Source organism: Serratia sp. SSNIH1, assembly GCF_002935055.1.
Lineage (GTDB): Bacteria > Pseudomonadota > Gammaproteobacteria > Enterobacterales > Enterobacteriaceae > Serratia > Serratia nevei.
The window spans coordinates 2,049,077-2,069,144 of record NZ_CP026383.1; the positions used below are offsets into that span (position 1 = coordinate 2,049,077).

General features: G+C 59.0%; 17 protein-coding genes. 8 read left to right on the forward strand and 9 right to left on the reverse strand.

The genetic code is table 11. From position 1 onward, the window contains the following. Positions 1 to 5 precede the first annotated feature (5 nt). On the forward strand, positions 6 to 1,478 hold the full coding sequence (betB, locus tag C3F38_RS09935) for a betaine-aldehyde dehydrogenase (protein ID WP_038880899.1): 1,473 nt from the start codon (positions 6 to 8) through the stop codon (positions 1,476 to 1,478). A gap of 137 nt (positions 1,479 to 1,615) precedes the next feature. Then, a complete protein-coding gene (gene betA, locus C3F38_RS09940; RefSeq protein WP_038880900.1) occupies positions 1,616 to 3,283 on the forward strand; it encodes a choline dehydrogenase in 1,668 nt (555 codons plus the stop codon). A 108-nt stretch (positions 3,284 to 3,391) separates the two neighbouring features. Here the strand turns inward: betA and C3F38_RS09945 are convergent, their stop codons facing one another. From C3F38_RS09945 to C3F38_RS09955, 3 genes are all read right to left on the reverse strand, one after another. Next, on the reverse strand, positions 3,392 to 5,017 hold the full coding sequence (locus C3F38_RS09945; RefSeq protein ID WP_038880901.1) for an FMN-binding glutamate synthase family protein: 1,626 nt from the start codon (positions 5,015 to 5,017) through the stop codon (positions 3,392 to 3,394). 185 nt (positions 5,018 to 5,202) lie between these two features. Continuing rightward, positions 5,203 to 5,793 carry a LuxR family transcriptional regulator gene (locus C3F38_RS09950; RefSeq protein WP_004939094.1) on the reverse strand — a complete coding sequence of 197 codons (591 nt, stop codon included), beginning with the start codon at positions 5,791 to 5,793 and terminating at the stop codon, positions 5,203 to 5,205. Positions 5,794 to 5,814: 21 nt separating this feature from the next. Further along, positions 5,815 to 6,531: an EAL domain-containing protein gene (locus C3F38_RS09955; protein WP_033637688.1), complete on the reverse strand. Its 717-nt coding sequence runs from the start codon at positions 6,529 to 6,531 to the stop codon at positions 5,815 to 5,817. Between the two features lie 514 nt (positions 6,532 to 7,045). Here C3F38_RS09955 and C3F38_RS09960 point away from each other — a divergent pair. Genes C3F38_RS09960 through C3F38_RS09975 form a run of 4 tightly spaced genes read left to right on the forward strand, consistent with a single transcriptional unit; the run spans position 7,046 to position 12,009 of the window. After that, positions 7,046 to 7,585, forward strand: a complete 540-nt coding sequence (locus C3F38_RS09960; protein ID WP_038880902.1) for a fimbrial protein — start codon at positions 7,046 to 7,048, stop codon at positions 7,583 to 7,585. Between the two features lie 48 nt (positions 7,586 to 7,633). Then, a complete protein-coding gene (locus C3F38_RS09965; protein ID WP_038880905.1) occupies positions 7,634 to 8,320 on the forward strand; it encodes a molecular chaperone in 687 nt (228 codons plus the stop codon). A 12-nt stretch (positions 8,321 to 8,332) separates the two neighbouring features. Next, on the forward strand, positions 8,333 to 10,927 hold the full coding sequence (locus tag C3F38_RS09970; RefSeq protein ID WP_055316058.1) for a fimbria/pilus outer membrane usher protein: 2,595 nt from the start codon (positions 8,333 to 8,335) through the stop codon (positions 10,925 to 10,927). A 14-nt stretch (positions 10,928 to 10,941) separates the two neighbouring features. Continuing rightward, entirely contained in the window at positions 10,942 to 12,009 is a 1,068-nt protein-coding gene (locus C3F38_RS09975; protein ID WP_369916651.1) for a fimbrial protein, read from the forward strand. Positions 12,010 to 12,082: 73 nt separating this feature from the next. Here C3F38_RS09975 and C3F38_RS09980 read toward each other — a convergent pair whose 3' ends face one another. From C3F38_RS09980 to C3F38_RS10000, 5 genes are all read right to left on the reverse strand, one after another. Continuing rightward, positions 12,083 to 12,541, reverse strand: coding sequence for a helix-turn-helix domain-containing protein (locus tag C3F38_RS09980; protein WP_055316060.1), 459 nt, complete (start codon positions 12,539 to 12,541; stop codon positions 12,083 to 12,085). A 206-nt stretch (positions 12,542 to 12,747) separates the two neighbouring features. Beyond that, a complete protein-coding gene (locus tag C3F38_RS09985) occupies positions 12,748 to 14,328 on the reverse strand; it encodes a malate:quinone oxidoreductase (protein WP_038880911.1) in 1,581 nt (526 codons plus the stop codon). Positions 14,329 to 14,789: 461 nt separating this feature from the next. Continuing rightward, positions 14,790 to 16,217: an alkaline phosphatase gene (phoA, locus tag C3F38_RS09990; protein WP_055316061.1), complete on the reverse strand. Its 1,428-nt coding sequence runs from the start codon at positions 16,215 to 16,217 to the stop codon at positions 14,790 to 14,792. 130 nt (positions 16,218 to 16,347) lie between these two features. Further along, positions 16,348 to 17,055, reverse strand: a complete 708-nt coding sequence (locus tag C3F38_RS09995) for a glutathione S-transferase N-terminal domain-containing protein (RefSeq protein WP_004939065.1) — start codon at positions 17,053 to 17,055, stop codon at positions 16,348 to 16,350. A 74-nt stretch (positions 17,056 to 17,129) separates the two neighbouring features. Next, positions 17,130 to 17,813 (reverse strand): helix-turn-helix transcriptional regulator, encoded by a 684-nt coding sequence (locus tag C3F38_RS10000; RefSeq protein ID WP_038880916.1) that lies wholly within the window; start codon positions 17,811 to 17,813, stop codon positions 17,130 to 17,132. Positions 17,814 to 17,893: 80 nt separating this feature from the next. Here C3F38_RS10000 and C3F38_RS10005 point away from each other — a divergent pair, with 80 nt between their 5' ends. Next, positions 17,894 to 18,913: a cytochrome P450 gene (locus C3F38_RS10005; RefSeq protein ID WP_055317659.1), complete on the forward strand. Its 1,020-nt coding sequence runs from the start codon at positions 17,894 to 17,896 to the stop codon at positions 18,911 to 18,913. A gap of 12 nt (positions 18,914 to 18,925) precedes the next feature. Beyond that, on the forward strand, positions 18,926 to 19,273 hold the full coding sequence (locus tag C3F38_RS10010; RefSeq protein WP_033646818.1) for an antibiotic biosynthesis monooxygenase: 348 nt from the start codon (positions 18,926 to 18,928) through the stop codon (positions 19,271 to 19,273). 34 nt (positions 19,274 to 19,307) lie between these two features. On the opposite strand, the gene C3F38_RS10015 is transcribed toward C3F38_RS10010, so the two are convergent. Beyond that, on the reverse strand, positions 19,308 to 20,039 hold the full coding sequence (locus C3F38_RS10015; RefSeq protein WP_038880922.1) for an isochorismatase family protein: 732 nt from the start codon (positions 20,037 to 20,039) through the stop codon (positions 19,308 to 19,310). Between the last annotated feature and the right edge of the window lie 29 nt (positions 20,040 to 20,068).

Below are 20,068 nucleotides of genomic sequence, written 5' to 3' on the forward strand. Positions count from 1 at the left end.
ATCCTATGTCCCGTTTTGGCTTGCAGAAGCTCTATATTCATGGCGCCTATGTAGACAGCACCGCTGGAAAAACCTTCAACGCCATTAACCCGGCGAACGGCGAAGTTCTGGCTGAAGTCCAGTCCGCCGGCGCTGAAGACGTCGATCGTGCGGTGGCCAGCGCGGCCAGCGGGCAGAAGGTGTGGGCGGCGATGACGGCGATGGCGCGTTCACGCATCCTGCGTCGCGCGGTGGATATTCTGCGCGAGCGCAACGATGAGCTGGCGGCGCTGGAAACGCTGGATACCGGCAAAGCGATGTCGGAAACCACCGCGGTGGACATCGTCACCGGCGCCGACGTGCTGGAGTATTACGCCGGCCTGATCCCGGCCATTGAAGGCGAACAGATCCCGCTGCGCGAAACCTCCTTCGTCTACACCCGCCGCGAACCGCTGGGCGTGGTGGCCGGCATCGGCGCCTGGAACTACCCGATTCAAATCGCGCTGTGGAAGTCCGCGCCGGCGCTGGCGGCGGGTAACGCGATGATCTTCAAACCGAGCGAAGTCACGTCGCTGACGGCGCTGAAGCTGGCGGAAATTTACACCGAAGCCGGCCTGCCGGACGGCGTATTCAACGTGGTGACCGGCAGCGGCGCGGAAGTGGGGCAGTACCTGACCGACCATCCGGGCATCGCCAAAGTCTCTTTCACCGGCGGGGTGAAAACCGGCAAGAAGGTGATGGCCAACGCGTCGGGGTCGACGCTGAAGGACGTCACCATGGAACTGGGCGGCAAGTCTCCGCTGATTATTTTCGACGACGCCGATCTGGATCGCGCCGCCGATATCGCCATGATGGCCAACTTCTACAGCTCCGGCCAGGTATGCACCAACGGCACCCGCGTCTTCGTGCCGGCGGCGCTGCAGGCGCAGTTTGAGGCGAAAATCCTCGAGCGCGTGAAGCGCATTCGCCTCGGCGATCCGACCGATCCGCAGACCAACTTCGGGCCGCTGGTCAGCTTCGCGCACATGGAGTCGGTGCTGCGCTTTATCGAGAGCGGCAAGAACAGCGGCGCGCGCCTGCTGTGCGGCGGCGAACGCGTTACCCACGGCGAATTCGGCAAGGGCGCTTATGTGGCGCCGACGGTATTCAGCGACTGCCGCGACGACATGGAAATCGTGCGCGAGGAGATCTTCGGGCCGGTGATGAGCATTCTCAGCTATCAGAGCGAAGAGGAAGTGGTGCGCCGCGCCAATGACACCACCTTCGGTCTGGCTGCGGGCGTGGTGACCAACGATCTGGCTCGCGCGCACCGCGTGATCCACCAGCTGGAAGCCGGCATTTGCTGGATCAACACCTGGGGCGAGTCGGCGGCGGAAATGCCGGTCGGCGGCTACAAGCAGTCCGGCGTTGGCCGCGAGAACGGCCTGACGACGCTGGAACACTACACCCAGATCAAATCGGTGCAGGTTGAGCTGGGCGAATACGCCTCGGTATTCTGATCTTCCCGCCGTCTTTCGAGCCGCAGCCGCGTTGGCTGCGGCCGACAATCTCTAGAGAGCCAAAATACACAGCCTGTTGCCGAGCCGCGCTTCGCGTCTTTGCCTGACCAGGCCTCTATAAAGTAAGGAGATAATGAATGGAATTTGACTACATCATTATCGGTGCCGGTTCCGCCGGCAACGTGTTAGCCACCCGATTGACCGAGGACGCCGATGTCAGCGTCCTGCTGCTGGAAGCCGGCGGCCCGGATTACCGGATGGATTTCCGTACCCAGATGCCGGCCGCGCTGGCGTTTCCGCTGCAGGGCCGCCGCTATAACTGGGCGTATGAGACCGATCCTGAGCCGCACATGAACAATCGCCGGATGGAATGCGGCCGCGGCAAAGGGCTGGGCGGTTCGTCCCTGATCAACGGTATGTGTTACATTCGCGGCAACGCGATGGACTTCGATAACTGGGCCAAGGCGCCGGGTCTGGAAGACTGGACCTACCTGGACTGCCTGCCGTATTTCCGCAAGGCGGAAACGCGCGATATCGGCCCGAACGATTACCACGGCGGCGAGGGCCCGGTGAGCGTCACCACGCCGAAAGCCGGCAACAACGAACTGTTCCACGCCATGGTGGAAGCCGGCGTGCAGGCGGGTTACCCGCGCACCGACGATCTGAACGGCTACCAGCAAGAAGGCTTCGGCCCGATGGATCGCACCGTGACGCCGAAAGGGCGCCGCGCCAGCACCGCCCGCGGTTATCTGGATCAGGCACGTTCGCGGCCGAACCTGAAAATCGTCACCCATGCGCTGACCGACCATATCGTGTTCGACGGCAAGCGTGCGGTGGGCGTCAACTATTTGCAGGGCGACAGCAATCAGCTGACCCACGCCAAAGCGCGGCGCGAAGTGTTGCTGTGCGCCGGTGCCATCGCCTCGCCACAGATCCTGCAGCGTTCGGGCGTCGGCCCGGCGGCGCTGCTGAAAAGTCTGGATATCAACGTGGTGCACGATCTGCCGGGCGTCGGGGAAAACCTGCAGGATCACCTGGAGATGTACCTGCAGTATGCCTGTAAGAAACCGGTGTCGCTGTACCCGGCGCTGCAATGGTTCAACCAGCCGAAGATCGGCGCGGAATGGCTGTTCAACGGCACCGGCATCGGCGCCAGCAACCAGTTCGAGGCCGGCGGTTTCATCCGCAGCCGCGCAGAGTTCGCCTGGCCGAATATTCAGTATCACTTCCTGCCGGTGGCGATTAACTACAACGGCAGCAACGCGGTGAAGGAGCACGGCTTCCAGGCGCACGTCGGCTCGATGCGTTCGCCGAGCCGCGGCCGGGTACAGGTGAAATCGAAAGATCCGCGCCAGCACCCGAGCATTCTGTTCAACTACATGGCGACCGAGCAGGACTGGCAGGAATTCCGCGATGCTATTCGCATCACGCGCGAGATCATGGCGCAGCCGGCGCTGGACGAGTACCGCGGCCGCGAGATAAGCCCGGGGCCGGAGGTGCAGACGGACGAGCAGCTGGACGCTTTCGTGCGCGAGCACGCCGAAACCGCCTTCCACCCGTCCTGCTCGTGCAAGATGGGCGAGGATGAGATGGCGGTGGTCGATGGTCAGGGCCGGGTGCACGGCATGGAAGGATTGCGGGTGGTGGATGCGTCGATCATGCCGCTGATCATCACCGGCAACCTGAACGCCACGACCATCATGATCGCCGAGAAGTTAGCCGATCGCATTCGCCAGCGCGCGCCGCTGCCGCGCAGCACCGCCGACTATTACGTCGCCGGCGATGCGCCGGTGCGCAAGCTGTAACCGATACGCCCTCTCGCCGTTGAGGGGGAGGGCCGCCGTAGCAAGCAACCCCTCTCCATATGCTCTTCCCCAAGGCGAGGGGGCAACTCCCTTTTATTCCTTATCCCATCATGCCGCCGGCAGCGAGATCGCCTGATCGAAACTGGTGGGCGTCGCCATACGCCACATGCGGGCATAGAACTCGCTTTTGATCTCCGGCTGCAGCAGCGCGCCCGGCTCCAGGTAGTAATAGATATCGGCGTACACCTTGATCTCGGTCGGCGTGATGCGGCGCAGCATATGGTGCGAGGTCAGCTGCTCCGGGCGGCTGACGCCGGCCGCCGCCAGCATGTCCGCCAGCGCTTTCACCGTATTTTGGTGGAAGTGGTAGACGCGTTCCGCCTTGTTCGGCACCACCAGCGCCTTTTGCCGCAGCGGATCTTGCGTCGCCACGCCGGTCGGGCAGTGGTTGGTATGGCAGCTTTGCGACTGGATGCAGCCGACGGCGAACATAAAGCCGCGCGCCGAGTTCACCCAGTCGGCGCCGAGCACCAGCACGCTGGCGATGTCGAAGGCGCTGATGATCTTGCCGCTGGCGCCTATCTTGATCTGGTCGCGCAGGCCGCAGCCTACCAGCGTGTTATGCACGAACAGCAGCCCTTCGCGCAGCGGCATGCCCATGTAGTTGGAGAGTTCGAGCGGCGCGGCGCCGGTGCCGCCTTCCTTGCCGTCCACCACGATGAAATCCGGCAGGATGCGGGTGTGCAGCATCGCCTTGACGATGGCGACGAACTCCCACGGGTGGCCGATGCACAGCTTGAAACCGACCGGCTTGCCGCCTGACAGCTCGCGCAGCTGCTGGATGAAATGCATCATTTCCAGCGGAGTGGTGAAGGCGCTGTGCGAGGCCGGCGAGATGCAATCGACCCCTTCCGGCACGCCGCGGGTGGCGGCGATTTCCGCATCCACCTTCTTCGCCGGCAGAATGCCGCCGTGGCCGGGTTTGGCGCCCTGGCTGAGCTTGATTTCAATCATTTTCACCTGCGGGCTTTGCGCCTGTTCGGCAAAGCGCCGCGGGTCGAAATGGCCGTCGGCGGAGCGGCAGCCGAAATAGCCGCTGCCCAGCTCCCACACCAGATCGCCGTTGTTTTCCCGGTGATAGCGGCTGATGCTGCCCTCACCGGTGTCGTGGTAGAAATTGCCCTTGGCCGCACCGAGGTTGAGCGCGCGGATGGCATTGGCGGAGAGCGCGCCGAAGCTCATAGCCGAAATGTTAAAGATCGACGCGGAGTAGGGCTGGCGGCAGTCGGCGCCGCCGATGGTGATGCGGAAACTGGTCGGGTCGGCGGCTTCCACCGGCCGCATGGAGTGGCCGATGCACTCATAGCCGGTTTGGTAGACATCCAGCAGGGTGCCGAACGGCTTGTCGCCCATCTCGTTTTTCGCCCGGCGATACACCAGCGTGCGCTGGGTACGCGAAAACGGGATCTCTTCATTATCCTGCTCGAGGAAATACTGGCGCAGTTCCGGACGGATGAATTCGAAGAAGAAGCGCAGGCGGCCGATGATCGGGTAGTTGCGGCAGATGGCGTGGCGCTGTTGCGTGAGATCGTAGATACCCAGCACCATCAAGCCACCGCAGGCCAGGGCCGGCAGCCAGAACCACGGATGGTTGCGCATCATGATTAAGAAAACCAGGGTAAGCAAGATGCTCAGCACAAAGCAGGTGTAGCGGCTGAATAAGGACGACTTCATAACATCTCCTGATGTTTATTTTAATCTACACGACATGACTCACGGATAATCCGTGTGCAAATCGTAGCCAACAGGAGAGGATGTTGTGTGTCTGTTGCTGCTTTGTCGCCGGTTGTTACATTAATTTAACTGGGCGGGGGAGGGCCGGTTGCCGCGCGGCGTACCGCGCAACAAGCCAGGGCAGGTTATTTGCCGGCGACGAAGATGGTGCTCATGCTGCGCAGCCGCAGCTTTTTCATCGCGCTGTATTTCTGCGAGAAGATGGTTTTTGGGTGCGTACCGCGCTTTTCCGCAATGTGCAGCAGGCTGTCGCCGCGCAGCAGATTGAAGATCACGTCACTTTCCGCCGGGCTGAGCTCGCGGGTTTTCTGCACTCTGATGCCGCCCGGTTCTTTGCTTTCCAGCAGCCGCTGGATTTTTTCCTGCAGCGAATAAAGCGGAATACGGGTGGAGACCAACTCGACGGAAATCCCCAGGATCGACAGCAGTTTCACCACGCGCTCGTCGTCATAGAACACCAAAAGGCGCGTTTTGCTGTTGTACTGCTGGTGCAGGGACACCAGGCTTTCGATCACGTTGACGCTCTGTTCGAGGTTTTGCGAGGTGAAAATCAGCGCGATATCGTGCTTGGTGATCTTCTCTGCTTTGGCGCCGCCGTGCATGAAATCGGAAAACAGGCGGATATCGTACGCGCCGTAGTGTTTCTTCAGCAGCACCGACAGGCCAACATAGCTGTACTTACACTCACTAATCACAAGAACGTTGTTTTTAGACATAGGGCAAACACCAATACCGAGTTAAAAGTATTCAGCTGTAAGAAGCGAGTTCAAATCCTTGATGCTGGATTCCTTCCACAGCTTTCCCTGCAGTGCGTAATATGGCATTTCGTCCAGCCATTTCTTGTGTTCGGGAGTTTCAACTCCTTCGATAATTACCTTGTAATGATTAAGGTAAAAGAAGCGCAGTAACGCGCGCATCAAGCCCTCACCGCCGGACTTTTTCATGAAGTCCCAAAGCAGAAAACGGTCGAGCTTAACGAAGCGGAACTGGCTGTTGTACAACGCGGAAAAACCCGCATAGCCAGAACCAAAATCATCGAGCCAAAATGAATAACTATTCAATGACGGATCGCCGTGCACGCGATCTTTCACCAGCCGGGTTGAATTCTCGCTGATCTCGAAATGAATACAGCGCATAGCGTTAATTCTTTCGGCAAAGTGAGTATTCGCCAGCGATTGCAGGGAATAATCGTCAACATTCAAAGTGGCTATCACTTGGTTTTCATGAAACCAGTGTTTGTATTTATCGATCAGATTGATCTGATCCATCAAAATCTCAATCCGAGTGGCACTGTCGGCGTGGCGAAAGAACTGTTCAGGAGAAAAATGGGCATATTCGCTATTAAACGTAAAGCGAGACAGACATTCAACGGCCAGCAATTGTCCCGATTTCGCGAACATTGGCTGAAAAACATAATTAATGCCGTTATTTTTCTCTCTGAAAGAACCGCTCATTTCCCAATCCTTGGATTGATATTTAACTTGTTGATTTTAAATGATTAAAAAGAAAGTTACTCCGGGTTTATTGGTAAATTTCTTATTTAAAACGTCAGGATGGCCGAAGCGTATCGGCAGACCATTTAACGCGTAATTCGTGCCAAAGTCCAAACGTCGCAATCTGTTACTAAATGTAAATATTCGGGATAATATTCTGATTTTCAGGCCTTAATGCAAAATCTTGAACTCTGCAGCTTTCCCAAACACAGATTATTCCTATTCATATGAATCGTCAACATCGATCGATAGGTATCCGCCGATAGTTTATTCCTATCAAGAGGGGCCTTATGAATGTTTTAAACGATTTAACATTAAGAATATGCTTAGTCTATATTTCGTCCGGCAATGAGTTCATCGAGGCAACGCTCCTTTTCAGCAAGGGAGTGCTATCGCTGAGTGTATGCTCAGTGGCGGCAATATATATATAAGCCCGCCACTGAATCGATTATTTTATTGTTCTATGGAGCTGGAAATGAAAAAAGTATTATTGCCTTTGGCTGCCCTGGTATTGTCTGCAACTGCTTCCAACGCAATGGCAGCAAGCGGCACTGTTAAATTCACCGGTGAAATCAAACAGTCTACCTGCCAGGTAACTAGCGATACTCAGAATAAAGAAGTTTACCTGGGTACTTACCCAACTTCTGCTTTCCAAAACGTGGGTGACAAATCTGCATCTAAAGCTTTCCAGATCTCTCTGGAAAAATGTGATGCCGGCAATTACAGCCTGCGCTTCGACGGTAACACCGTTGCCGGCAACCCAGACCTGCTGTCCGTAAGCAACGTGGGTGGCACCGGCACTGCAGCTACCGGCGTGGGTATCGAAATCACTGACAACAACGGCAAGCCATTCGCTATCGGCGACGGTTCCAACATCAAAGACGACGTAGCGAAAGTCACCATCGCTGCTGACGGTAAAGCGACCTTCAACCTGCAGGCTCGTTACCGTTCATTCGCTGCAGTGACCGCGGGTCTGGCTAACGCCACCAGCCCGTTCACCATCGAATACAAATAATCGTCTTTCAGGACACACACGGCCAAGGATGGCCCGTAGAGGAAACCGATGAAAAAGTTCTTTGCTGCTCTGCTGATGCTGGGCGCCTTTAACAGCTACGCCGGTATCCAGGTAGATGCCACTCGCGTGATTTATAAAGGCGATGACAAATCCGCCTCGCTGCCAATCCATAACGATGCTTCAGAAGCTTATATGGTGCAGACCTGGCTGGACACCGGTGACAGAAATCAAGTGCCGAAAAATCTGCCTGTCGTTGTCGTTCCACCGATTCTGAAATTGGACGCCGCTAAAACTGCAGTTCTGCGCTTTATCTATTCCGGTACGGGTTTACCTCAGGATAAAGAAACTCTGCTGTGGATTAACGTGCAGGAAATTCCACCGGCACCGAAGCAGGAAAACGTGCTTCAGGTTGCGGTGCGTACCCGAATCAAACTTTTTTACCGGCCGGTGGCGTTGAAAACGACGCTGGACGAGCAAGTACAAAACTTGCGTTGGCAGCGTGAAGGTTCACGTCTGCAAGTGATTAACGATGGTCCGCTGCATATCACCTTTGGGGCGCTGCATTTGAAAAACAGCGCGGGTAAGACCGTGGATGTGGACGCCAATATGGTGAACCCGAAAGATCGCTTATCGATCAACATCCCGGCGGGCGTCAGCGTCGGCAACAAGATTGCTTTCAGTTATATCAACGATTTTGGCGGTAGAACGGAAGTCAAGGACGTTCCAGTACAATAAGAGAGACAGGGAATGGCAAATCAACGAAAAGTAGCAGGCGGAACGACGCGGCTGACACAGCTGATCCGAATTGCAATCATTGCCGCCAGTGCGCCGATGTTATGGAGTGAAGCGGCGCTGGCAGAGTTTAACATGTCGTTTATTCACGGCGATGAAAACCTGAGCAACGCGGAAGCGGTCGCCCAGGGCGATGCTTTGCAACCGGGCGTTTACCCATTCGACATCTACGTCAACCTGACTCAGGTCGATCATAAGGATGTTACTTTTCGTCAGGCTAAAGGCCAGGCCGCGTCTCAACCCTGCCTGAAAGTTGAAGACCTGCGCAACTACGGCATCAAACTGCCGGAAACGCTGCAGGCCGGCAGCTGCGTTGATCTGCCTGCGTTGATTAAAGACGCCACCGTCAGCTATGACGCGGCGGTGCAGCAGATCAACATTTCCGTGCCTCAGACCATGATGGATCTGAGCGCTATCGGCGCGATCCCGCCAAGCATGTACGATGAAGGCATCAACGCGCTGTTCGCCAACTATAACTTCAACTACAACAAGAACAGCTATCGCCGAGATGATGCCGACGACAGCGAGTACATGTTCCTCGCGTTGAACAGCGGCCTCAACCTGGGCAGATGGCGCCTGCGCAACAACTCCACCTGGGACAAACAGAGCGGCAGCAGCAGCAGCTGGACTAACGTCTCTTCCTGGGCCGAGACCGACATCGTGCCATGGCGCAGCCGTTTGGTGATGGGGCAGGCGAGCACCAACAACAGCGTGTTCAACAGCTTCCAGTTCCGCGGGGTGCAACTCTCCAGCGTTGACGACATGCTGCCGGACAGCCTGCGCGGTTATGCGCCGGTGGTGCGCGGCGTGGCGGCAACCAACGCCCGCGTCGAAATTCGCCAGAACGGTTACGTCATCTACAGCACCAACGTCGCGCCGGGTCCTTTCGAGATCCACGACGTCTATCCGCATACCAACAACGGTGACCTGCAGGTCACCGTGAACGAGGCCGACGGTTCGCATAAAACGTTCAGCGTCGCCTACTCTTCCGTGGCCAACATGCTGCGAGAAGGCATTTGGAACTTCCAGCTGACCGCCGGTAAATACCACACCGGCGGCGACGGCTATCAGCCGAAGCTGATCCAGGGCACCGCGGCATACGGCATGAACTATGGCCTGACGCCGTTCGGCGGTGCCATCATCGCCGAACACTACCGTTCCGCCGCCGTGGGTATCGGTAAGAGCCTGGGATCGTGGGGGGCCATCTCCGTGGACGGTTCGATCTCCGATACCGAGCTGGCGAACGGCGATCGCAAACAGGGGCAGAGCTTCCGTTTCCTGTACTCCAAGTCGCTCAACCAGATGGGCACCAACTTCCAGTTGGCGGGCTATCGCTATGCGACTTCCGGTTATTATGATCTCAGCGATGCGGTCCAGGAGCGCAACCGCTGGCGCAACGGCTTTTATGCCAACGATTACTGGGATCCGAACGATCTGCAGCCGGGCCAGCCTTCCTGGAGCAACAACCAGAAACGTACCCGATACACTGCGCGCTACGGCAACAAACGCGAACGCGTCGAGCTGTCGCTCAGCCAGCAGCTGTGGGCGGGCGCCAGCCTGTACGCCAACGTGAGCCACCAGAACTACTGGGGCGTGTCCGGCAACGATCGCACGATTCAGCTGGGCTACAACGATGGCTTCAAGCGCATTTCCTACGGCGTTTATCTGCAGGATACGCGCGGCCAGTACGGTTATTCCGATCGCAGCGTGAACTTCACGATGTCGATCCCGCTGGATTGGGGACAGAACAACAACTCGACCACAGCCAACTTCAGCGCGGCGCACAGCAAGCAGAGCGGCGACAGCTACTCGACCGGTATCAGCGGCACCATGCTGGACGACCGTCGCATGAACTACTCGGTCTCCACCGGGCATACGCAGTCCTCCGGTCAGAGCAGCAACCTGAACCTGGGCTACAGCAGCAGCATCGGTAACATCGACGGTAGTTATGCCTATAGCTCGAAATACCGACAGCAAGGGCTGGGCCTCTCCGGTGGCCTGCTGGTGCACTCCGGCGGCGCGACCCTGACGCAGCCGTTGCAGAACACCATCTTGCTGGTGGAAGCGAAAGATGCCAAAGGCGTGCGTCTGGAAAACCAGCCGGGCGTGACCATCGACCGCTTCGGTTATGCAGTGGTGCCGTCGGCTACCGCTTACCGCTACAACTATGTCGCGCTGCGTACCGAAGACTTCGGCCCGGGCCTGGATGTGCCGGTGGCCAGTAAACAAGTGGTACCGACCGAGAAATCGGTGGTGAAGGTGAGCTTCGATACCTTCAAGGGCGTCAGCCTGCTGATTCACGCTCGTCTGGGTGATAACGGTTATCCGGCCATCGGTGCCGGCGTGTTCAACGAGTCCGGCCGCAACAGCGGCACCGTGGGCCTGAACGGCGCGACCTATGTTTCCGGCGTGCAAGCGGGTGAGAAACTGACGATCAAATGGGGCCCGAAAGCCGATCAGCAATGTGTACTGCCGATCCCGGCGAACGTGGGCGACAAACAAGTGGCCATGGGATATCAGGAACTGACCCTGCAATGCCAAAAACTGTAAGGTATACCATGAACTTGAGCAAATTAGCACGTAACACACTTCTGTCGGTGGTGGGGCTGGCGGGGTTGGCGATGGCGCAACAGGCGTCGGCGATGCAGTGCCGCTTCGGCAACTCGACGGGTTCAAAAGAGCCGGTTGGCAGCGTGACGCAGGATATCGACGTCGGCCGCCCGATCGTGCTGGCCGTCAGCGACTTTGTGGCGGGCAACCTGATTTGGCGTTCGCAGAACTTTACCTCCACCTTTACCTGCTGGGATACCGATAAATACCCGCAGGGGGAAAACGCCTACATTTACTGGAACCCGCAAAACTCGTTCGGGGCGCTGGATAAGTCGTTGTCTATTGGGGTGTCTATTAATGGCATCGACTATGATTCGGTCAACCTGCTGCAAAGCGGCAAAACACCGACCGGTCCAAATTTGGGGCCGGGTACCAAACCGGGCCGTAACAGTAGGAAAGCCGATCCTCAGGCGGTGACCGCCACCTATTCTGTGTATATCAAGGCTACCGGGGTGAAGCCGCCGGCGGGTAATTTCCCGCCGCTGGCGCGCGCGTCGCTGTTCCAGATTGACGGCGTGGGTGGCCTGAACGCCACCAAAGACAGCAACTTTAACGCCTATATCAAGGGGCTGGACAAGATCCGCGTGATCCAGTGCAACCCGCAGATCACCGTGTTGGCCAACAACGGCGCCAGCGTTGATTTCGGCGTGCTGACGACTTCCAGCGCCAAAACCGGCACTATCGCCAAGCAGGTGCCGTTTGATATCAAGGCCAGCCTGAGCGGCGGCGAATGTGCCGGCCAGTCTTTGCAGGCCAGTTTCAGCAGCACCAACGCCGATCCGTCAGACAACACGCAGATCCTGCCGACCACCAAGCCGGGCGTAGCGATCTTCCTGACTCAGCAGCGTGATACCAATAAAAAACCGATCCCACTGCAAACCAACGTGGATTTCGGCGGCGTGCTGCAGGATAAGCAGAACGAGGTGAAAGAGACCTTTATCGCGAACCTGAAGTGGTTGACCAATACGCCGAAGACCGGGGTGTTCAACGCCACCGCCAACGTCGACGTCACCTTCAAATAATCCGGTGTCGCTTCAATAAAAAAAGGGTCAGTTCTCGCGAACTGACCCTTTTTTGTGCCTGATGCCGTGCTGATTAACGCAGCCCCATCCAGCTGGTGCAGACGCCTTCCGGCGGCTTGCCCGCATACCAACGAGGCAGCGTAGGGCCATCGTGGCGCGGTTCGGCCTCCGCCTTTACCGGCTGCGCCGGCCATTCCGAGACGTCCCAGCGGGTGGTGCGGCGATAGACCGCCGGGGTTTTGCCAAACTGTTTCTTGAAGGCGCGTGAGAACGAAGGCTGAGAGTCGAAATGGTATTGCAGGGCGATATCCAGGATCGGGCGTGGGCTGGAACGCAGCGCCTGCGCCGCCTGCGAAAGACGCCTCTCGCGGATATAGCTGCCGAGCGCGTGGCCGGTGGTGCTGCGGAACATGCGCTGCAGGTGCCATTTGGAGTAGCCCGACTTGGCGGCGACGTTATCCAGCAGCAGCGGCTGGTCCAGATGAGTTTCAATCCAGTCTAGTAAATCGTGAATGATATTGACGCGATCCATGGTTTTAGTTCTCCCGCAAAAACGACATTCAGGTCACAGTGACTTAGCTTAATTATCCAAGAATATGCTTTGATAATAGGCGTGAGTACGCCGTTACGCAAGGGTAAACCGGGGGTAAAAAGGTGGCCAAAAATGCTCTTTGAACGGCAGGGGGATAAAAGAAAGGCCGCATAAAGCGGCCTTTTCAGCAGGAAATGAGTGGAAAATCAGTTAGTTTCCGGCTTCACTTCAATGTAGTTCAGACCCAGTACGCTGCTGGTGTAGCTGCGGATCTTGTTGGTCATCTCGATATCGCCGTTCAGCTTGTGGCCGTAGGACGGGATGATCTCTTTCAGCTTGCTCTGCCATTCCGGCGTCGCCACTTTGTCTTTGAACACGGTTTCCATCAGGTGCAGCATGATTGGCGCAGCGGTGGAAGCGCCCGGTGAAGCGCCCAGCAGAGCGGCGATGCTGCCGTCTTCAGAGCTGACGACTTCGGTGCCGAACTGCAGCACGCCGCCTTTATCTGCGTCTTTCTTGATGATCTGTACGCGCTGGCCTGCGGTCCACAGTTTCCAGTCTTCCTGCTTGGCGTCCGGGAAGTACTCTTTCAGCGCGGCGAAGCGATCGTCGTCGTTCATCATCAGTTGGCCGACCAGGTATTTCACCAGATCGAAGTTATCCAGACCAACGTGAGTCATCGGCATCAGGTTCGAGGTGCTCAGCGAGTGCATCAGATCGAACAGCGAACCGTTCTTCAGGAACTTACTGGAGAAGGTGGCGAACGGCCCGAACAGCAGCACGCGCTTGCCGTCCAGCATGCGGGTATCCAGGTGCGGCACGGACATCGGCGGCGAACCTACGCTGGCCAGGCCATACACTTTGGCCAGGTGCTGGTTGGCGATCGCCGGGTTGGTGGTGACCAGGAACTGGCCGCCGACCGGGAAGCCGCCGTAGCCGTCGGCTTCTGGGATGCCGGATTTTTGCAGCAGGGTCAGGGACGCGCCGCCGGCGCCGATGAACACGAACTTGGCGTTAACGGTGGTTTCTTTACCGTCGCGGTTCAGATCGGCAACGGTCACGCTCCAGGTCTGGTCGGCGTTGCGCTTGATGTCGCGCACTTCGTGGCTCAGGTTCAGCTTGAACTTGTCGCTGGTGCTCAGTGCGTCAACCAGCTGGTGGGTGATCACGCCGAAGTTAACGTCGGTACCCAGCGGCATGCGGGTCGCGGCGATTTTCTGTGCCGGATCGCGGCCGTTCATCACCAGCGGCGCCCACTGTTTGATTTGCGCAGGATCTTCGGAGTATTCCATGCCGCGGAACAGGGTGCTGTGCTGCAGCGCCGCGTAGCGTTTACGCAGGAAGTTGACGTTGTCGTCACCCCACACGAAGCTCATGTGTGGCACGCTGTTAATGAAGGATTTCGGATCTTTCAGGACAGCGTTCTTCACCTGATAAGACCAGAACTGGCGGGAGATTTCGAAAGACTCGTTGACCTTCACCGCCTTGCTGATGTCGATGGTGCCATCGGCTTTTTCCGGCGTGTAGTTCATTTCGCTGAAGGCGGAGTGGCCGGTACCGGCGTTGTTCCAGCCGTTGGAGCTTTCTTCCGCCACGCCGTTCATGCGCTCGTACATGTCGATGGTCCAGGTCGGCTCCAGCTCATGCAGATAGGTACCCAAGGTCGCGCTCATGATGCCACCGCCGATCAACACCACGTCGACGGTTTTATTCTTCTCTTCAGCCGCTGCCTGCTGCGTAACGCTAAACAGGCTGAGACTGAAAATCAGGACGAGTAATTTTCTCATTGAATTAAATCTCTTGTGTGTAAATTCTACTCATTGCAGGTGAAAGAATTTAGCGGGAGTTACCCTGGAAAATAATGAAGCCGATCGCCCGGCGTGAGCCGATAGGCAGCGATAATGCCTTTTTGTTAATAGGGTTTTTAACGAAAAGTGAACTATTGCAGGCCGTCCGGATGCAAATTGATCGGTTCACGTTACTGGTGGGGTATTATTGTTTGCGAGAATGTTAAAAACTACTTTTGTAACTAAAAAAAATGAATATAAGCAAAAAACGGCCGGTTGCTGTCGCAGGAATAAACAGAGAGGGGAGAAAGGCCGTATAACCATGTTATTTACAGGGTTTAATTGTCGCGCAATTAAACGTTATTTCGTTATCACACAATAATTGCGGTTAAATTGCAAATACGCATCGGTAACCAATAATAAATGGCCGCCGTTGCGGGCGGCCAGGATTCACAAGGCGGTTACTTGATGCCCATCGCATCGCGCATGGTGAAGAACAGATCGGTCTGATCGGTCAACCCCACCACGTTGGCGGCGTGCGGGCCATAGGCCGCGACGCGCAGCTGGGTGCCGGTGTGCCCCTGCGATTCCTCTTCCGAGTTGCCGTAGCTGAGGGTCATCGGCGCGCCGTCTTTGGTGGTCAGTGTCTGGGTCAGGCCCGGCGCTTTGGCGTCGGCGGCGACGATCTGGCTGGAGTGCGCGTGGTCGGCGGTGACGATCACCAGCGTGTTGCCGTCGGCGCGGGCGAAGGCCAGCGCTTTTTGTACCGCTTCGTCCAGATCGACGGTTTCACCAATCTGCCCGCACGGGTTGGCGGCGTGATCCTGCTTATCGATCGACGCGCCCTCTACCTGCAGGAAGAAACCGTTCGGGTTGTCTTTCAGCAGCGAGATCGCTTTTTCGGTCATCGCCGCCAGCGTTGGCGTGGCCGCGGTGCGCGCCGGGTTGTTTTCGCAGGTTACCGCCGGCTTGTCGAGGTTGCCGTGATAGCTGGCTTTCGGCCCCAGCCAGCGCACCGGCATGTTACCGTCGGCGAACAGGCCCAGCAGCGGTTTTTGCTGATTGACCAAGGTAACGGCCTGCAGTTCATCCGCATTGCTCACCCACTGGTAACCCTGGGCTGCCGCCTGGTCCTTCAGCGATTTTCCTTGCCATTCGCCGCTTTTCGCCAGTTGGTTGAAGGACTTCGCGCCGCCGCCCAGCGTGACGTCGGCGCGGGTTTTCAGCAGCTGCTCGGTGATGGAGCCGCGGCCGCCGTTTTCCAGCGCGTTAGCAGCGCATTTCTCGCTGGTTTCCTCCGGGCCGTAGCATTTGCGCGAGGTGACGTGCGACACCAGCGCCGCCGGCGTGGCGTCTTGCAGTTCGGCGGTGGAGACGTTGCCGGTGGCCTTGCCGGCCGCTTTGGCGATCTCCAGCAGCGTTGGCTGGTCTTTGCCGTTCACGTCCACGCCGAGCGCGCCGTTATAGGTTTTCACCCCGGTGGCCCAGGCGGTGGCGGAGGCGGCGGAGTCGGTTACGTAATCCGGTTTGTGGGTTTTCTTATCCAGCGAGTAGTGGGTGTATTGCCCGGTCAGCGGCAGAGCGTCGATGCCCTTGAAGTAACCGCCTGCGCCTTCGGCGTAGTTACGCGCGGCGGTGATCTCGGAATCCCCCATGCCGTCGCCGATCAGCAGGATCACGTTTTTCACCGTTTTGTCCGACAGCGACGCCTTCAGCGCGGCGGTCTGATCGCCGGCCAGACGACGGGCGCCGCCCGGCTCGGTGAGGGTGCCGCGCGCGGCGCGCTCGGTCAGGCTATCGGCATTGGCCGAGGTTTCCGCCGCGATGGCGGAGGAGCAGAGCAGGGCGGACAGCACGGCGCCGGCGATCAGGGATACAGCAGGTTGCATGGGGTAAGCTCCTTGTCGTAATACAACAATGTAAATAACATCAAATTGTTACGTAAGGAGAGTAGAGCAGAGGGATGACAATTTTATGACAGAGAAAGACGGGATGGCCCGGCGGCCACCCCGTTTGGCGTCAGGCCGCGCGCGCCGGAATAGCCAGCCCACGCTGCACCGCCGGCCGCGCCAGACCGCGCTCCAGCCACTGCGCGACGCGCGGGAAACTGTCGAACGCCACCAGCTCGCGCGCCTCATAAAAGCCGATCAGGTTACGCACCCAGCCCAGCAGTGAGATATCGGCGATGGTGTAGTCCGCGCCCATGATCCAGTCGCGGCCTTCAAGGCGCGTTTCCAATACGCCGAGCAGGCGTTTCGATTCGTTCTTGTAGCGCTCCAGCGGCCGTTTGTCTTCATACTCGCGCCCGGCGAATTTGTGGAAGAAACCGAGCTGGCCGAACATCGGGCCGACGGCGGCCATCTGGAAGAACACCCACTGAATGGTTTCATAACGCTGCGCCGGATCTTGCGGCAGGAAACGGCCGCTCTTTTCCGCCAGGTAGAGCAGAATGGCGCCGGATTCGAACAGCGGCAGCGGTCGGCCGCCGGGGCCATCGGGATCGATGATCGCCGGGATCTTGCCGTTCGGGTTCAGCGCCAGAAATTCCGGCGTCCAGGTTTCGTTGTTGCCGATGTCGATCAGGTGCGCTTCATAAGGCAGGCCGATCTCTTCCAGCATGATGGACACTTTGACGCCGTTCGGCGTCGGCAGAGAATAGAGCTGCAACCGTTCCGGGTGCTGAGCCGGCCAGCGTTTGACGATCGGGAATTGGGTGGAATCGAGCATGGAAACTCCTCGGGTTGGCGGGGTCACTTAAGCGTACCCCTTGAGTATTGCAGTAAAACTACCCCGCCGCCGGGTTACACCGTGAGCTCAAAATGTGCGGCCAGCGCTTTTTTACCGGCGGGGGTCAGCTGCAGCTCGCGGCTGTCGAGCCGGCGGACGATCCAGCCGCGTTGAATAAAGGCGGCCAACAGCGCGGCGCCCAGTGCGCCACCGAGGTGAGAGCGGCGTTCGCTCCAGTCCAGGCAGCCGCAGGCGAAGCGGCGGCGGGTGGGGGCGGGGGAGCAATCGACGCCCAGCCGCGCCAGCGAGGCCTGACCGACGTCGCTTAACCGGTAGTCTTCCACACCGCTCAGCCAGTTCAGCGCATGCAGCCGATCGTGCAGCTTCACCGCCACCTCGCCCGCCATGTGGTCGTAGCAGGTGCGGGCATATTGCAGCGTGGTGGGCGTGCTGCTTTTCGCCGACGGGCGTGGTACGCCCGCCAGCGCCATCAGGCCTTCCAGCGCTTCGGCCACCGGCTGACCGGCCAGCCGAAAATAGCGGTAGCGCCCCTGTTTGACGCAGGCGATCAGCCGCTGCTCCAGCAGTTTCGCCAGATGTGCGCTGGCGGTGGACGGGGCGACCTCGACCGCCGCGCTGAGCTCGGTAGCGGTGTAGGCGCGCCCATCCATCAACAGGCACAGCATGCGTGCCCGGGTGCGGTCGGCGATGGCGGCGCTCAGCGCCGCTAAACGATCTTCTATGTCGATGTTATGCATACTTCGAGGTTAGGCGAAGTATGACTGCGCGTCCAGCGCTAGCCTGTGGTTATCGCCATCTGGTACCGAGGGAGAAAACCATGTCCGAATGTCCTTATGCCGCCGCGCTCGCCGCCGAGCCGCAGATGCACTATCGCACCTTGCCGCCCTTGAGCTGGGATAGCGCATGGCAATGTTGGGTGGCCGCTACGCCGCAGTGGGTGAGGGAAGCGCTGCTCAATGCCGATCTCGGCGTGCGGCCGGCCGATGAGCCGGTGCCGACGGCCTTGCTGGAGACGCCGATGGCGCCGCTGTTCGCCGGGCTGGCGCGGATGCGCGACGGCGAGGAGCATCGCACGCTTAAGGCGGCGCTGCAGCGGGCGTTAGCTTCCTGCGACGATACTCTGATTCAGCAAACCGCGGCGCAGTGCGCGGCGCGGTTAGCGCCAAAGGCCGCCGAGGCGGCGGCGATCACCCGCTTTAACTACGGGTTGCCGGTCTGCACCCTCGGCGCATTGTTGGGCGTACCCGAAGCGCAGTGGCAACATCTTATTGACGACAGCCTGGACTTTGTCCGCTGTATCGCCCCCGGCGGCACGCCGCAGCAGCTGGCACGCGGCATTGCGGCGGCACAGCGGCTCTGTGCCCGGCTGGCGACGGGGAATGGCGTGCTGCGCCAGGCCCTGGTGCGGGAGATCGGCGACGCCCGGCTTGTGTCGGCCAATGCGCTCGGCCTGCTGTTTCAGGCCTGTGAGGCGACGGCGGGCTGGATCGGACTGGCGTATTTGCTGGCACGGCAGAACGGTGAAGTGGACACCGCGCTGGATCGTGTGCGGGCGCTGACGCCACCTATCCAAAACACGCGCCGTTTCGTCTTACGCGAAACGCAGCTTGCCGGTTGTACGCTGCGCGTGGGGCAGACCGTCTTGCTGTTGCTCGGCGCCGACGGTGAACTGGCCTTCGGCGCAGGGGCACACCGCTGCCCGGGCGAACGCTGGGCGAGAATTATCGCGCGCTGCGGCGTGGCGCATCTGTGTTCGCTGGATATTGATGAGCGGGCGTTGGAATCGGTGCGGTGGCGCCATTCCTACAATGCGCGCGTACCTGAATTTTACCGTTGAGAGGAAACGATAATGATCGCCGTGATTTTTGAACTGCAGGCCGCTGACGGGCAGCGTGATACCTATCTGGCGCTGGCGGCTGAGCTGAAGCCGCTGCTGGCGCAGATCGACGGATTCATTTCCATCGAGCGCTTTCAAAGCCTGGCCGATCCTGCGCGCCTGCTGTCGCTCTCCTTCTGGCGCGACGAGGCGGCGGTGCAGCAGTGGCGCAATCTCGAGCAGCACCGGGCGGCGCAGGCGCGCGGCCGTGGCGAGGTGCTGGCGCAGTATCGGCTGCGGGTGGCGGAAGTGGTGCGGGACTACGGGCTGGAGAGACGCGAACAGGCGCCGCAGGATAGCCGTTGTTATCACCGCACTTGAAGAAAGCCCGCCGGCGGCGGGCTTTCTTCGCCCGTTATTTCGCTTCGCTGCCCACCTTCATCGCCCCGGCGTAGCTGGCGCCCATCCCCCAGGCGGCGCCGTGGTCGCGGGCGATCTGCAATACGCTTCCCGCCGTGGCTTTGCGGCTCCAGTCCTGCTGCCATTCCAGCATCAACGCCACCCAGTTGATGGGCGTGGCGCCCGCCTGTATCAGGCGCTGCATGGCGTTGTTTTGGCTGTCTGGCGTAATGTCGCCGGTGACGTCCGACAGAATATAAACCTCATATCCCTCGCCCAGGGCGGACAGCGCCGGCAGCATCACGCAGCTGGCGGTCCACAGCCCGCCGATGATGATTTTCTTGCGGCCGGATTGTTTGATCAGGTCCACCACGCGCCGATCCTGCCAGACGTTGATGGCGGTGCGATCGTACACCTGCAGGTCCGAGCGTGCCTGCGTCACCTGCTGGAATACCGGCCCGGCGAAGCTTTTGGCGTTGGCCGAGGCCAGAATGGTCGGCACGTTGAACACCTTGGCGGCCTTGGCGATGCCGGCGGCGTTATTCACCAGATTGGTTTGGTCGATAGAGGAAATGGTCATGCCGAACATGTCCTGCAGATCGACCAGCAGCAGCAGACTGTTCTCGGCGGTCAGCGGCTGCACATAACCCGTCTGGCGGCTGTCGGCGGCGGGGGATTGCGCCAGCGCGGCGACGGGGGCGGCGGCGGCGCTCAGGCCGAGCATCAGGGCAAACAGGGTCTTTTTCATTATTAACTCCATGATTATCAGTAGATTAA

Coding starts and splice junctions, on each gene's coding strand:
- betB (WP_038880899.1), top strand. CDS start 6: ATGTCCCGTTTTGGCTTGCAGAAGCTCTATATTCATGGCGCCTATGTA.
- betA (WP_038880900.1), top strand. CDS start 1,616: ATGGAATTTGACTACATCATTATCGGTGCCGGTTCCGCCGGCAACGTG.
- C3F38_RS09945 (WP_038880901.1), bottom strand. CDS start 5,017: ATGAAGTCGTCCTTATTCAGCCGCTACACCTGCTTTGTGCTGAGCATC.
- C3F38_RS09950 (WP_004939094.1), bottom strand. CDS start 5,793: ATGTCTAAAAACAACGTTCTTGTGATTAGTGAGTGTAAGTACAGCTAT.
- C3F38_RS09955 (WP_033637688.1), bottom strand. CDS start 6,531: ATGAGCGGTTCTTTCAGAGAGAAAAATAACGGCATTAATTATGTTTTT.
- C3F38_RS09960 (WP_038880902.1), top strand. CDS start 7,046: ATGAAAAAAGTATTATTGCCTTTGGCTGCCCTGGTATTGTCTGCAACT.
- C3F38_RS09965 (WP_038880905.1), top strand. CDS start 7,634: ATGAAAAAGTTCTTTGCTGCTCTGCTGATGCTGGGCGCCTTTAACAGC.
- C3F38_RS09970 (WP_055316058.1), top strand. CDS start 8,333: ATGGCAAATCAACGAAAAGTAGCAGGCGGAACGACGCGGCTGACACAG.
- C3F38_RS09980 (WP_055316060.1), bottom strand. CDS start 12,541: ATGGATCGCGTCAATATCATTCACGATTTACTAGACTGGATTGAAACT.
- C3F38_RS09985 (WP_038880911.1), bottom strand. CDS start 14,328: ATGAGAAAATTACTCGTCCTGATTTTCAGTCTCAGCCTGTTTAGCGTT.
- phoA (WP_055316061.1), bottom strand. CDS start 16,217: ATGCAACCTGCTGTATCCCTGATCGCCGGCGCCGTGCTGTCCGCCCTG.
- C3F38_RS09995 (WP_004939065.1), bottom strand. CDS start 17,055: ATGCTCGATTCCACCCAATTCCCGATCGTCAAACGCTGGCCGGCTCAG.
- C3F38_RS10000 (WP_038880916.1), bottom strand. CDS start 17,813: ATGCATAACATCGACATAGAAGATCGTTTAGCGGCGCTGAGCGCCGCC.
- C3F38_RS10005 (WP_055317659.1), top strand. CDS start 17,894: ATGTCCGAATGTCCTTATGCCGCCGCGCTCGCCGCCGAGCCGCAGATG.
- C3F38_RS10010 (WP_033646818.1), top strand. CDS start 18,926: ATGATCGCCGTGATTTTTGAACTGCAGGCCGCTGACGGGCAGCGTGAT.
- C3F38_RS10015 (WP_038880922.1), bottom strand. CDS start 20,039: ATGAAAAAGACCCTGTTTGCCCTGATGCTCGGCCTGAGCGCCGCCGCC.